The organism is Actinotignum schaalii FB123-CNA-2, from assembly GCF_000411135.1.
Taxonomy (GTDB): Bacteria; Actinomycetota; Actinomycetes; order Actinomycetales; family Actinomycetaceae; genus Actinotignum; species Actinotignum schaalii_A.
On record NZ_KE150262.1, the window covers coordinates 37,177 to 51,343 of the forward strand.

General features: G+C 59.1%; 9 protein-coding genes and 1 tRNA gene. 5 read left to right on the forward strand and 5 right to left on the reverse strand.

What is annotated here, in order from left to right; all coding sequences use genetic code 11:
* Positions 1–358 precede the first annotated feature (358 nt).
* Entirely contained in the window at positions 359–2,857 is a 2,499-nt protein-coding gene (locus HMPREF9237_RS00175; RefSeq protein WP_016441685.1) for a carbon starvation CstA family protein, read from the forward strand.
* A gap of 12 nt (positions 2,858–2,869) precedes the next feature.
* Complete coding sequence (locus HMPREF9237_RS00180) at positions 2,870–3,067, forward strand: YbdD/YjiX family protein (RefSeq protein WP_016441686.1); 198 nt, start codon at positions 2,870–2,872, stop codon at positions 3,065–3,067.
* Between the two features lie 198 nt (positions 3,068–3,265).
* Here HMPREF9237_RS00180 and HMPREF9237_RS09650 read toward each other — a convergent pair whose 3' ends face one another.
* Positions 3,266–3,634 (reverse strand): hypothetical protein, encoded by a 369-nt coding sequence (locus HMPREF9237_RS09650; protein ID WP_231366633.1) that lies wholly within the window; start codon positions 3,632–3,634, stop codon positions 3,266–3,268.
* Between the two features lie 437 nt (positions 3,635–4,071).
* Between HMPREF9237_RS09650 and HMPREF9237_RS00190 the strand changes: the two genes are divergently transcribed.
* Together HMPREF9237_RS00190 and HMPREF9237_RS00195 are read left to right on the forward strand one after the other, a co-directional pair.
* On the forward strand, positions 4,072–6,675 hold the full coding sequence (locus tag HMPREF9237_RS00190; RefSeq protein ID WP_016441688.1) for a sodium-translocating pyrophosphatase: 2,604 nt from the start codon (positions 4,072–4,074) through the stop codon (positions 6,673–6,675).
* Complete coding sequence (locus HMPREF9237_RS00195) at positions 6,672–7,721, forward strand: glycosyltransferase family 1 protein (RefSeq protein ID WP_016441689.1); 1,050 nt, start codon at positions 6,672–6,674, stop codon at positions 7,719–7,721. The genes HMPREF9237_RS00190 and HMPREF9237_RS00195 overlap by 4 nt, the downstream gene beginning before the upstream one ends.
* An 83-nt stretch (positions 7,722–7,804) precedes the next feature.
* Here the strand turns inward: HMPREF9237_RS00195 and HMPREF9237_RS00200 are convergent, their stop codons facing one another.
* The 3 genes from HMPREF9237_RS00200 to HMPREF9237_RS00210 all read right to left on the reverse strand — a co-directional run bounded on the left by HMPREF9237_RS00200 (position 7,805) and on the right by HMPREF9237_RS00210 (position 13,143).
* Entirely contained in the window at positions 7,805–8,521 is a 717-nt protein-coding gene (locus tag HMPREF9237_RS00200) for a YczE/YyaS/YitT family protein (protein WP_016441690.1), read from the reverse strand.
* A gap of 211 nt (positions 8,522–8,732) precedes the next feature.
* Positions 8,733–11,720, reverse strand: coding sequence for an Ig-like domain-containing protein (locus tag HMPREF9237_RS00205; RefSeq protein ID WP_016441691.1), 2,988 nt, complete (start codon positions 11,718–11,720; stop codon positions 8,733–8,735).
* A gap of 538 nt (positions 11,721–12,258) precedes the next feature.
* A complete protein-coding gene (locus HMPREF9237_RS00210) occupies positions 12,259–13,143 on the reverse strand; it encodes a LysR family transcriptional regulator (protein WP_016441692.1) in 885 nt (294 codons plus the stop codon).
* A gap of 186 nt (positions 13,144–13,329) precedes the next feature.
* Between HMPREF9237_RS00210 and HMPREF9237_RS00215 the strand changes: the two genes are divergently transcribed.
* A tRNA-Met gene (locus tag HMPREF9237_RS00215) sits at positions 13,330–13,403 on the forward strand.
* A gap of 131 nt (positions 13,404–13,534) precedes the next feature.
* On the opposite strand, the gene HMPREF9237_RS00220 is transcribed toward HMPREF9237_RS00215, so the two are convergent.
* On the reverse strand, positions 13,535–14,167 hold a 633-nt coding region (locus HMPREF9237_RS00220), incomplete at its 5' end, for a Na+/H+ antiporter NhaC family protein (protein WP_016441693.1).

A 14,167-nucleotide genomic window follows, 5' to 3' on the forward strand; every position in this document is an offset into this window, starting at 1 on the left:
AGGGCCGCGTTTCGCGGCATACATACACTCTCACCACTACCCCTAGGGGCATCGGCCGCCCGCCACCCCTACATCTTGCGATTGGGGAGAAAACGGCTCGAGGGAGCCATTTACGCCGCAAACCAACCCGCGGGCAGCTGGCGGCGTCGTCGCACTTCATCGCGGCAAGCCACAATTTAGGTGGTCTAGCTCACAAACGGGCCGGTAACGCCAACGTAAGTTAACGCAAGACTGTTGCACGCGTTTATTATCGGATGTGGTGGCGTACGCCACCCGGGTACTCAACCGAGGATCCGCACAAGATGCCAGCGCTGCCGTCCACGCGGACCACGCCGGCCCTATAAATGGAGTTTCAGCTATGAGTGCACCAGCTGACACTGCTCTTCCTCAGTATTCTGAGGAAGAGGAAAAATATATTATCCGGAACCGCCACGGTGTTCCGGTCGGAACAAAACCGCATACGAAGTGGACGCTGCCGCGCATCGCGGTGTGGGTCCTCGTAACAGCCCTCGGCGTTGCGGGCTGGTACATGCTCGCCTTCTATCGCGGTGAACAAGTCAATACGGCGTGGTTCGTGGTGACATCGGTCTGTACCTACATGATCGCCTACCGCTTCTACGCGCTCTTTATTCAAAAAACCATTATGAAGCCCGACGATTCCAACGCGACGCCGGCCGAACGCATCAATAACGGACGCGATTTCGACCCGACGAACCGCGTGGTGCTCTACGGGCATCACTTCGCCGCTATCGCCGGTGCCGGCCCGCTGGTGGGCCCGGTGCTGGCCGCCCAGATGGGCTACCTGCCCGGCACCCTGTGGATTATCTTCGGGGTGTGCGTGGCCGGCGCCGTCCAGGACATGCTCGTCCTCTTCTTCTCCATGCGTCGCGGCGGACGCAGCCTCGGCCAGATGGCCGTAGATGAAATCGGGAAGATCGGCGGGGCCGTGGCCGCCGTCATGATCCTCGTGATGCTCATGATCGTGCTGGCCGTGCTCGCCATGATCTGCGTGAACGCGCTGGCCGATTCGCCCTGGGGCGTTTTCGCCGTCGGTATGACCATCCCCATCGCGGTATGTATGGGCCTGTGGCTGCGCTTCGTCCAGCCCGGCAACATCACAATGGTCTCCATCGTTGGATTCATTGCGCTGCTCGGTGCGATTATCGGAGGCCGCTACGTGGCGGAATCCGATTTCGGCCAGGCGTTCCTGCACCTGTCCCCCACCACCCTCGTGTGGTGCATGATTGTGTACGGTTTCTTCGCGGCCGTGCTGCCCGTGTGGCTGCTCCTCACCCCGCGTGACTACCTGTCCACCTTCATGAAGGTCGGCACCATCGTGGTACTGGCCCTGGGCATTCTTATTGTGCGCCCGCTGGTGGAAATGCCGGCCGTCACCGAATTCGCCTCGAATACAGACGGACCGGTTTTCGCCGGGGAACTCTTCCCCTTCCTCTTTATTACCATCGCCTGCGGGGCACTGTCCGGGATGCACGCAACGGTTTCCTCCGGTACCTCCCCGAAGATGATCCAGAAGGAATCCCAGGTTCGCATGATCGGCTACGGCGGGATGCTCATGGAATCCTTCGTGGCAATTATGGCGCTGGCTGCGGCGTCGTCCCTCAACATGGGTATCTACTTCGGTATGAATACCTCCGAGCACACCACCGATAAGCTGGCGGGCACGGCCATCGTGCAGATGACCGATAACCGCGCCGAGCTTTCGGCCGCCGCGGTGCAAAACCTCGCGGTCACCGATACGCACGGCAATTCGGTGGAAGCCCGGTGGGAATCCTGGGATGAGAACGGCAACGAGAAAACCTACGTGGGAGCGGAGGCCTTCGATAAGGTCGCCGAAGACGTTGGGGAAACCTCCGTCACCTCACGTACCGGTGGTGCGCCCACCCTCGCGGTGGCCATCGCGCATATTCTGCACCAGGTGGGTGGCGGCCAGGCCATGATGGGCTTCTGGTACCACTTCGCGATTATGTTCGAGGCGCTCTTCATCCTCTCCGCCGTGGACGCCGTGACCCGCGTGGCCCGCTTCCAGCTGGGCGACGCGCTAGGCAATGTGCTGCCCAAGTTCAAGGATCCCTCCTGGCGGGTGGGCGCGTGGATTACCACGGCCATCGTGGTGGCGGCCTGGGGCTCGCTGCTGCTCATGGGCGTGACCGACCCGCGCGGCGGTATCCAAACCCTCTACCCGCTCTTCGGGGTGGCTAACCAGCTCATTGCCGCGATGGCGCTTATTTTGTGCACCGTGGTAGTGGTCAATAAGGGCTGGGCGAAGTGGGCCTGGATCCCGGGCATCGCCGCGGCCTTCGACCTGGTGGTCACCTTCGCGGCGTCCTGGCAGAAGATCTTCTCCTCCGACGCCGCCATCGGGTACTTCACCCAGAACACCAACGCTAAGGCAGCGCTCGCGAAGGCGCAGGCCGCCGGCGACACCGAGGCCATCGGTATCCAGTCCGCGATTGTGCGCAACACCTTCATCCAGGGCTGGCTCTCCGTCATCTTCCTGGCCACGGTGGCCTTCGTGCTGGTCTGCGCGATTATCAAGATCATCCGGGTTATCACCGCGAAGAAGTACGTGAATTCCGAAGATCCTTACCAGGAATCCAACTTCTACGCGCCTACCCAGCTCTTCCCGACCAAGTTGGAGAAGAAGGTGGTGGCGGAATACGCCGTCGTGGGCGACCCGGCGTTGATTCCCGGTTTCGATCACCGTAAGGGCGCGGCACCGCACGGTGCGGGTGCTGGTTCTGGCGATGGTTCTGGCGATGGTTCTGGTACGACGGCGCCCGCAGCCAAGGCGGGCTCTGCCAGCGACGCGGATTCTTCCGAGTCCGCCCAGCACTAGGAGATCAGGTCCATGTTTATTACCCAGCTTCGCGCCTTCGCGGCACATGCTCGCAGCCTGTGGCGGGACTTCACCGGCGAATCGGCCTACGACAAATACGTAGCCCGGCATGCCCGTGAACACCCCGATCATCCGCCGCTTGCCGAACGTGATTTCTGGCGTCAGCGCGCAGCCTTCGACGAGGAGAATGTCTCCACCGGCTGCTGCTAAGCGCTGGGCGCTGGGCGCTGAACAGGTGCCGGGCGCTGAGCTGGCATGAGGCGCCGGGCTGGAAACTGGCCAATAACACCGCTCCCCGAACCTCGGACTTCGGTCCGCCGTTCGGGGAGCGGTGCTTTGTCCCACTTCCATGTGCCCCACTTCCCGCTCCGCACAAAATGCAACAGCAAATACATTAAGTTTTCCAAATCATGCACTGGGGTTGCTTTCTGCGGCACCTACCGCCATAGCGTTGCTTTCTGCGGCACCTACCGCCATAGCGTTGCTTTCTGTGGGCCCCGCCGTCATGACGTTGCTTTCTGCGGCACCTACCGCCATAGCGTTGCTTTCTGTGGGCCCCGCCGTCATAGCGTTGCTTTCCACAAGACCTACGGTCGAGAGGATGCATTTTCCGGTCTCCGAGAGGGCACCCGCGGCGATCACGAACAAAGTGGTACTGGAGCTACAACCAATACCCGATTTTCTGTCGTGCAGTACCACTCTGTCAGGCCCGACGTTCTCCAGTACCACTACGCCAACCAAACCCATCTGCAACACCGGTATACCGATATGACTCACCCCATCCCCAGCCAATCCACATACGCAGTCCGCCTCGCGCGCCCGCAGAGCCGGAGCTCCGCAGCGGCGGGGCGGGGTGTTTTTCCTGAGGTGTACTTCAAACGTACGACAAATGAAGTACAGCTCTGAAAACACGTAGTGCCTCGCCGGTTCAGAAAGCGCGATCTAGTCCGCCCGGTTCAGAGCGCTCGGTCTGGCCCGCCCGGCTCAGAGTGCCTGTCCGGACACCCCGAAAGACCCCGCACCGAAAGCCCCCGCACCGAAAGACCCACCCACCGTGGGACCTCGGGCCTAGACGCGGCGACGACCGGCCTCTCGCGGCGAAAGTGGCGCACACTTGTGTGGCGTCGTCGTACCTGGTCCCTATTACTGATCGCCCGGCCGACCTAGGATGAAAGAGAGGCAAAGGAGCCTCATCATTTTATGTCGAGGTAATTATGGGACGTTGTTTTTCTGTATCCACACACAAGAACACCTCGCGTCCACGCCGGCTGCTCCCCCTGCTCGGGGCGCTCGCGCTGGCTCCCGTTGCCCTAGGTTCGTGCGCCGCATCCGCGAGCGCGCCCGCCGGTGCGGCAACTGTGCACGGAGGTGAAGCAAATATCGTACTGCCTGACCTGTCGGGCGTGAGCGCGGTGGGCGGGGTTTCCGGCCGGCTGCTCCTCCTCATCGGGGTGGGGGTATGCGTGCTGGGACTGTGCTTCGGGCTCATCACGTATATGAATCTGCGTAAGCTTCCGGTGCATCGGGCCATGGCCGAGGTCGCGGACCTGATTTACGAAACCTGCAAGGCCTACCTGGTCAAGCAGGGGCGATTCCTGCTGGTGCTCTGGGCCTTCATCACCGCGGTGATCGTGGTCTACTACAAGTTCCTCGTGGGCTTCACGTGGGGCAAGCTCGCGATTGTGGTGGCGTTCTCGCTGCTGGGTATGGGCGGGTCCTACGCGGTGGCGTGGTTCGGGATTCGCGTGAACACCCTGGCCAATGCGCGCACGGCTTTCGCTTCGCTGCGCGGGCGCCCGCTGCCGCTGCACCAGGTGCCGCTGCGTTCGGGGATGTCCATCGGGATGGTGCTCATTTCCCTGGAACTGCTGATGATGCTCGTCATTTTGCTGTTCCTGCCCGCGGATGTGGCCGGGGCGTGCTTTATTGGCTTCGCCATCGGGGAATCCCTGGGGGCGTCGGCCCTGCGCATCGCCGGTGGTATTTTCACGAAGATTGCCGATATTGGCTCCGACCTCATGAAAATCGTGTTCAAAATTGATGAGGACGACCCGCGGAACCCGGGTGTTATCGCCGATTGCGTGGGTGATAATGCCGGGGATTCGGTGGGCCCCTCCGCGGACGGCTTCGAAACGTACGGGGTGACCGGGGTGGCGCTGGTGACCTTTATTGTGCTGGCCGTTCATGATCCGGCGCTGCAAGCCACCCTGCTGGTGTGGGTGTTCACGGTGCGGGTGGCGATGATTATCGCCTCGGCCTTGGCCTACGGGCTCAATGCGCGCCTGGCCGCGACCCGCTACGCGCAGGCCACCACCCTCAATTTCGAAAAACCGCTGAGTTCACTCGTGTGGCTCACCTCGATTTTCTGCATTGCTTGCGTGTACGGGATCTCCTGGCTCGTTTTGGGTGGGCACGACGGCGCACTGTGGCTCGCGCTCGCCACGATCGTCACCTGCGGGACTCTCGCGGGGGCGCTCATCCCGGAGCTGGTCAAGGTCTTCACCTCCACGACCTCGCGGCACGTGCGTGAAGTGGTGAAAAGTTCGCGCCAGGGCGGGGCTTCCCTCAATATTCTCTCCGGCGTGGTGGCCGGGAATTTCTCCGCTTTCTGGCTGGGTATCACCATTGTGGGGCTCATGGCCGGGGCATTCGTGATCGCGGATGCCACCCTGCGCGAGTTCATGCTAGCGCCGGCGGTTTTCGCTTTCGGTCTGGTGGCTTTCGGTTTCCTGGGCATGGGACCGGTGACGATCGCGGTGGATTCCTACGGGCCGGTGACCGATAACGCCCAGTCGGTTTACGAGCTCTCCCGCATTGAGGCCCTTCCTGATATCGACGCCGACATTCGCTCCGGTTTCGGTTTCGCGCCGCAGTGGGATCGCGCCAAGCTCATGTTGGAGGAGAACGACGGCGCCGGCAATACTTTCAAGGCAACCGCCAAGCCGGTGCTCATCGGTACCGCGGTGGTGGGTGCCACCACGATGATTTTCTCCATTATTATCGGGCTGACCGGCGGGCTGACCGCCGGGATCGAGATGCTGTCGCTCATGCACGCCCCGTTCCTGCTGGGGATTATCAGCGGGGGTGCGGTGATCTTCTGGTTCTCCGGGGCGTCGATGCAGGCGGTGACCACGGGGGCCTACCGGGCGGTGGAGTTCATCAAGGATTCCATCCACCTGGATAAGAATGCGGAGCGGGCTTCCCATGATGACTCGCGGCGCGTCGTCGAAATCTGTACCCAGTACGCGCAGCAGGGAATGCTCACGATTTTCCTGGCGGTTTTCTTCGCCACGCTGTCCTTCGCCTTTATCGAGCCGTACTTCTTCATCGGCTACCTCATTTCCATCGCTATTTTCGGCCTCTACCAGGCTATTTACATGGCGAATGCGGGCGGGGCCTGGGATAACGCGAAGAAGATCGTGGAGGTGGATTTGCACGCGAAGGGCACCGCGCTCCACGATGCCACCATCGTGGGTGATACCGTGGGCGATCCGTTCAAGGACACCTCCTCGGTGGCCCTCAACCCGATTATTAAGTTCACCACCCTCTTCGGCCTGCTCGCCGTGGAGCTGGCCGTGAGCCTCAATGCCCAGAATCTCACCGCGGTGGTCACCGGCCTGGCGGTGTGCTTCGGGGCCCTCGCGCTCGTCTTTATTTACCGCTCCTTCTACAGCATGCGAATCCAGGCCTCCACGGAGGATCCGCTGCTGGACGAGCCCGCATCCGCATCAGAATCTGCATCCGCATCAGAATCCGAACCCGGATCCGGATTCACCTCTGAACCCACCTCTGAACCCGAGAAGGGAGTCCTGGCATGAATATCGCCGTGCACTGGTCCGGCGCGCAGCTCAGCCCGGAAGGAAATATAGTCGGCCAGGATGCCGGCGCCACCCTGCTGCGGCGTCTCTTGCGTATTTTCCCGGGCGCCGCGGTTCTTGACCCGGGCGCCGCGGTTCTTGACCCGGCGGCAGCATCCGCGCAAGATCTTGCCCCGGATACGGTGGTTATCACCATGGACGTGCATGACACTCCAGCCCTGTGGGAGCGCCTACGCAAGGCTGGCCACGCCGCCCCGCGCCTTATGAATTTTGTGTGGCTGCCGGTGTCCACCCTGGAAAGCGCGGAAGAGATCGCCCCGGTGGCGCTTTCCTGCGCACTCTTCCCCACGTTCGCGAATTCGGAGCGCACCGCCGGGGAGATCCGCGAGATGGTCAATAAGTGGACGGTGCCGCCGCTGGCCGGGCGCCTGAAGCTGGGGTGGGTGAATCTCGGTTTCCGCCTCGATCACGTGCAGGAGCGGCACGAGCCGGACGTCCCGGTGGTGCTCTACCCCGCGATCTACCTTTCCCCGCGCAAACGCCCCGAGTTCTTTATGGATGTGCTGACCCGGGTGCGTGAGCTTATCCCGCTCACGGTGGAGATGCGCCTGCACGAAGCGCATCTGGTTTCCGAGAAAGCCATGACGTATTCGCGCCTGCCGTGGATGCACGTGGGGCCGCTCACCGATACCCGCACTTCGTATTACGAGGCTCTCGCGCATACCACGGCGTTCCTGGCCACGGCCGCGGAGGAATCCTACGGGCTGTCCTACGTGGAGGCGCTGGGCGCCGGGGCGCTCGGGGTATTCCCGGACGTAGCCTGGGCCCGCGCCCTGCTGCCCGAGCACTATCCCTTCTTCTATCCGGATGGCGATACCGCGGCCGCCGCGGCCATGCTCACCAGGGTTCTTACCCGCACCGCGCAGTGCCGGGCGGATCTGGATGCGGCTTGCGGCGGGAGTTTCCGCGAGTGGATCGCGGCGCATCACTCCGATGATGCCTTCGACCGGGAAATCACAGCCGCGGTGCGGAGGTGGTTCGCGTAGGAGTCGGTGCGGTGTGCGTAGGGTTAGGCGCAAACATAACGACGACGGCGCCAGCGCCTGCGGCCTCGCTTTGACCTCGCGTTTTATTCCTCGGTGATAGCGGGGGCGGGGCGGGCCGTGTAGGGCGTCGTCGTACCTACCAGGCGGTACGCGACGGTGCGGTTGAAGAAATCGACGACGACGCCAATTCCCAGCGCCATAATCGCGGTGCCAATGCCGATCACGCCGCTGCTGAGGTCGAAGCGGAAGAGTGCGAGGGCGATGAGGACCACGATGAAGTCCTGGGCCACGCGGAAGGTGCGGTAGGAGTGGCCCGGGAAACGGCGCAGGAGGACGGGGACGATGCAGTCGGCGGCGCCCTGCCCGATATCCGGGGTGATGTAGAGCGAGAGCCCGAGCGCGAAAATAACTAGCCCTACCGCGAGGTGGGCGAGCATCCCGGGGATGGAATACGTGAAAACGTAGATGGAATCGAGAATGCCGGTGAAGCTGGTGACGAGTACCCCGACCAGGGTGAAGTTGAGGACGGTGCCCAGCCCGAAGACTTTGTGATCGAAGGGGAAAATGAGGGCGATGAGGGCGATATTGACCGCCGGGACCACCCAGGAAAAAGACAGGCCCGTCACGTGGCTGACGCCCTGGAGGAGGGCCGTGAAAGGATCCACGCCGGCGTGACCTTTGAGGGCCATGGTGATGCCGATGGCGGTGAGGATCACGCCGATGAGGCATACCAGCGAGCGACGCAGCAGGCTGCCCGGGCGTAACGTCCATTCGCGGGCGCAGCGCAGTGTCTCAAACATGACGAGCCACCTTTTCAATCTCAGGGAAGCCGCCGTGCCACACCGCGGCATCACCAGCGTAGTGCATGCAGGCGGGCATTTCCTGGGCCGTGGCGGAGGTCGCTTTCGTCATTCGTGCGAGCGGCTTCATCTGCAAGGAGGGGCTGGTAGATCATCCTCTAGAGGATTCTCTACCAGCCCCTCGCTTGTGTTATGCGATTAGTTCAGCAGCTTATGCCTTGCGGCGCCGCGTCACCACGAGTCCACCGGCGAGCAGCAGGAGTGCTGCCGTGCCGGCAAGACCGACGCTCGTTGCACCTGTCACCTGAAGAGTCTTCTTGACCTTCTTGGGCTTCGGCGCAGGCTTACCGGGATCGTTCGGGTTCAACGGGTCGGTGCCGTTCTTGATTTCGTCACCGTCGTTGATACCGTCACCATCGGTATCGGCCTTGTTCGGGTTGGTCGCCTTGCCACCATTCTTGGCACCGGTCACCTCGTCACCATCGGTGAGTCCATCACCGTCAGTATCCGGGTTGAGCGGATCGGTATTACCAGGCTTACCGTTCGGGTCAGACTTGTCATCCTTGAACGGATTCTTGGTGCCATTGACCTCATCACCGTCATTGATGCCGTCACCGTCGGTATCCGGGTTCTTCGGATCAGTACCGATCTTCTTCTCTTCACCATCGGTGAGTCCGTCACCATCGGTATCCGGATCGGTCACCGTCACAGTCACGGTATCCAGTTCCTTACCATCCCGATCCTTGATAGTAACGACGACCTCGTCCTTATCCTTCGCATCGGGATCCGGAGTAACCGTGATCGAACCATCAGGATTGAGTGTCGCAGTACCCGGACCGTTCACTTCCACCGTTGTACCGTCAGGTACCGGCCCGCCGGTATTAGGAATATCAACCGGGACACCCGGCTTACTGCTTCCGTCATTCCAGATGGGCTTGTCCGGCTCGGTAACCGTTACCTTAGAAGTATCGAAGGCCTTGTCGCCGTCCTTGACGGTCACGGTGATTTCAGTACCCGGAGTAGCGTCACCAGGAACCTTCACAACAACATTGCCGTCCCCATCAAAGGAACAAGTAGCACCATTGGAAGCTTCACACGTAGCAGTATCCGGAATCGGACCATTAGCCGGATCCTTCGCAAGCGTCACATCCGAGCCAGGCTTACCATCACCATCACCCCAAGCCGGGCAACCATTATTAGAAGCCGGCCCAGCAACAGACGGGCACTGATCCTTCAGATCTGGAGTGCCATCATTATCGGCATCAGCGTTCGGATCGCGCACAGTAATCGGCGCAAGGAGAATCTTCTCCCCGGTGGGTGTCGTCATCTTGACGGGTACAAGATATTCACCCGGTTCAGCTTGCCCCCTGGTCGGAGCGAGCGAGATGGTCCCATCCTCGTTAACCGTCGCCCAAGGTTGCTGGCCAACCTTTACCTTGGACTGGTCAACATCAGCCAAAAGATCCGCGGGGATCTTTGCATTGTCATCCAGAGGCGAATACTTCGCATCCCGAGGCTTCGTACCATTTTCCTTGTGGAGTGGGGAAGCAACAGTTTCGGTCGTATCGAGGTCGACCAAGGTGTGCTTGTACTCAGGAGTTGGCTTTGCAGCGAATGCGTCCTTTGCTAGCGCAGTATCACGCGAACCTTCGGGGTAGATCGTGGCCGTATAGATTTCGTCATGGTCAAGATCAGCCGGAACGGTCAAGGGGCAGGAATTCACAACTCCCAGATTCGAGGAGGTCGAGATGCACTTATGAACCTCGTTACCTTCAGAATCAGTCCACACGATTTCGTGACCACTCGACGGCACGAAACCAGTGGCCTTTGTCTGCACAGTAGCACCCGGCGCGGCTGGTTTATCTGTCTGGTTGTACTCAAGAACCTGGAAATCGCGATCTTCCATACGGAGCGCAAAATCTTGGTTGTGGAGATCACTCATTCCACCAAGAGTTGCATAGTCCGGAACTTTATCCCCAGGACCGAACATGTTGTCAGGGAAGTTATCAAGCGCTCCACCCACGCCCTCCGGCAACACGGGGGCAACATACATATACGCGACATTAACATGCCGTGAGCCAAAGTCCCCCTTCAGCCACGAGGCATTCGTCGCATTTTCCGGAACAAGGTCACCGTGTGTCCCGTTCTTCATGATGCCTTTAAAGGTGTAACTGTCACCCCAAAGGCCTCGGAACTGGATATGATACGAGCCCTGAGCGTCCGTTATGGCGTAAGCGGTTTCAGCCCACGGGCTTTTCCCTGTTTCTTCCTTATATTTCGCCATAATCTCGCGCTGAGCGACCTTGAATTGCTCGCGGGTATAACCTCTGTGCTCGCTCTTCCACGTGTCGAAACGGCGCGCAACCTCGTCTTGGACGTAGGTACCAACAACCTTAACCCCAGGAACCGCTACATCTCCGAAACCGTCTTGGAAATTGCGGACAGCCTTCGGAGCACCAAAGTAGTTTCTTTGATCATAAAAAACGCTTCCGTTAACGTAGCCGCCATTTTCCTGGTTAGTCGTTTCCCTCCAGGTACTCTCATCCGGGAACATTTCCTGAATCTTCGGACGCTCCTGATAAGAGATATTCATGTTTTCAGCGGCGGACTGCGGCCATGCATTCCACGTGCCCACATAACGCTGAGTCATCCCGTTGTTAACAAATACACCGTCGGATTCGACAAACGAATTAACGTACTTAGCTTTATCGGGATTATCAGCCCAGATCCGCAAACCCTGACCGGCTTGCGCCCTCCATTCATGTTCGACACCTAGAGCGTCAGTCCAGTTTGGAAGTTTAATTGAGTACTTGCCATCAGCTTTAGTTTCGGTCCAATAAACCGGCGAGACAGCACCCTTCAGCTTTTTATTGTTAAAGTCAACCCACTGCGCGTAAACCTTTACGCCAGGCAGACCTTCATCCCCTTTATCGAACGTGGCAATATTGTCCACTCGGTCTACGAAAACTCGGCCGTAAACCGAACCTTTAATTTCACCAAGCTTGCCGTCCGAACGTTGTAACTCATACGCCTGTGCAGAAGGCGCACTATATGTGGGGGTGAGACTCAAACACAACGCTGCGGCTGTGAGACCGGCCCACAGTTTCTTGCGGAGAGTACCCCCCCCCCCCCGCGTTCGCGTGCCAGCCGGAGTGAAAATGCCGGGTGCCGATTTAGGCGCCCCCGTGTAGTGAGACATCTTTTCTCCTTTGGTAGATAATCGGATGACTTGCGGGTGCGCATATCGCCACTTAGGTGAATTTTGTGAAGGAGATGCGCCTGAGCATCACCAAAACACAATAAGTAACGCGCCACACCAGCTAAATCATTCAGAATCGTAACATAACTATAAATTGCAATTTCGCGATTAATGACATTTTATTAATCGGACGATTACAACTCTGACCTGGAACTTCACACACCCACACCATCCAAAGAGGGGGACTTTCTACCCATTTAGCATGGTTTTCTAAGAAATTTCCCGGCAAACTGTGAAGTAAATAACTAGTGATCGGCTGCACTTCGCCGAGTTAGCGCACCATTGCACCAGACTTCGTCCATTCGATAAAAACGCTAGAACTATTTGTACTATTAATATTTATTCCATTAAAAGCTGGAATGATTCTTAATTTCCAGGACGCCCCACCGTTTCAGGACGCTAGAACCATATTTACGCCACGCGCTGCACAATGGAACTGCCATGAATGAAGCTCGCGGCAGTAATGACGCCCACCAAGTCACCGGATTGCCTGTGCGCAGACACCTCGAACCTCTTCCAGGAATGCTAGCTCCACTCGCGTGAGTGCACGGCTCGGATCCCACACGAGACTCGTGGAGGAGTCCGTGGTTGGCACTAACGGAACGAACACCAGACCGAGAGGTGAGCACCTACCCGCAGAACAATCATTGATAATCGCATAGCCAACCCCGGCATCAACCAATTGTGGCGCGTGGTAGACCACGTCATAAATAACCCGGCACTGATCGCTGTGCTCATCCAGCCACCGAGCCAACTGGCGATGACCCACGCTATCATCCGGGCAAATGAGCGGAAGGCCTTCAAGGTCCTCCACATTCACACCTTTCTTAGCCGCAAGAGAAGACGCAGCGGGAACCAAAATCCCCCACCGGTCCCGCGTTGACAAGGGAAGCCTCTCATATCCCGCTAGATCCCAGGAATCCGGAACGATAGCGAAAGAAAGTGCATTGCTCGCGAGCCTTTCTAGAATGGTTTCCCTGCGTATCCGACGCAGCGTAACACCGACTCCAGGATGCTTATCCCGCACACATTTAATTGCCCGAGCAACATCGACGACAGCGGCGCTCTCAACAGTGCCTATAACCACATGCCCGCCAATATCACCGTGCAACATACTGAACTCTTCGACCGTGCGCCGCGACAAGCTGAGAATCTCTCGGGCTCTTCCGGCGAACAGTACACCTACAGGAGTAAGCCGAATTCCGCGCCCAGACCGGTCAAGAAGTTCTTGACCCAACGTCTTTTCCAATTCGCGAATTTGCTTCGTGACCGATGGTTGACTGCAGTTCAGTTCAACTGCCGCTTCTTTAATCGACCCAACCCTTGCCACCACAACAAAGGCTTCTAGATGCTGCAGCTTCACCGCGCCCCCATAGCTATGTGCATATCTTGACTTTTCTTAGTTTACTTATACCACTCAATTTCGCGAAATTCACACTATAAAGCCTCTCGTCTCGAATAAATTTTCACCCCCACAACATACCCATACCAAGGAGATCAAGACCACACTTGCATTTGCCCCAGGAAGCCCGTATAGTAGAAAAGTCGCCGCGGGGTGGAGCAGTTCGGTAGCTCGCCGGGCTCATAACCCGGAGGTCAGAGGTTCAAATCCTCTCCCCGCCACGAAATAGAGTGCCTGACCAGGTGAAATACCGGTCAGGCACTCTTGCCATATCCGCGTCGGGCCTACGCCAGCCCCGGAATTCCCACTCAAACCATGTGAGAACCAATACCTGCTAGCCAACCCCGCTGCGCTACAGCACCAGCGAAGCAATCCAACCCGCGATGAGCAACGGGATATTGAAATGGATGAAGGTGGGGATGACCGAGTCGCGGATATGGTCATGTTGGCCATCGGCGTTGAGCCCCGCCGTCGGCCCTAAAGTAGAGTCCGAAGCGGGTGAACCGGCATCGCCCAGCGCGCCCGCCGTGCCAATAATCGATACGGTGGCCAGCGGGGAGAATCCTAGCGTGACGCACAGGGGCACGTATATCGCCGCGATAATCGGCAGCGTGGAGAAAGACGATCCGATCCCCATCGTCACCAGCAGCCCCACAAGCAGCATGGCGAGCGAGGCCATCGCCTTATTACTCCCGAACATCGCCGCGGTGGCGTTCACAAGTGGTTCAATCTGCCCGCTCTCACTCATCACATTCGCGAAGCCCTGGGCGCTGATCATGATGAAGCCAATGAGGGCCATCATTTTCATGCCGCCGGTGAAGACGTCGTCGGCCTCGTGGAGCTTGATGGCGCGCGAGAAAATGAAAACGCACAGCCCTACCAGCGCGCCAACCAGCAGCGCATCAGCGTCCGAATCCACCGCGTTGAGGAGCAGCTGGATCCCGAAGCACACCAGAATTGCCACGAGTGAGACCGCGATGCGGTA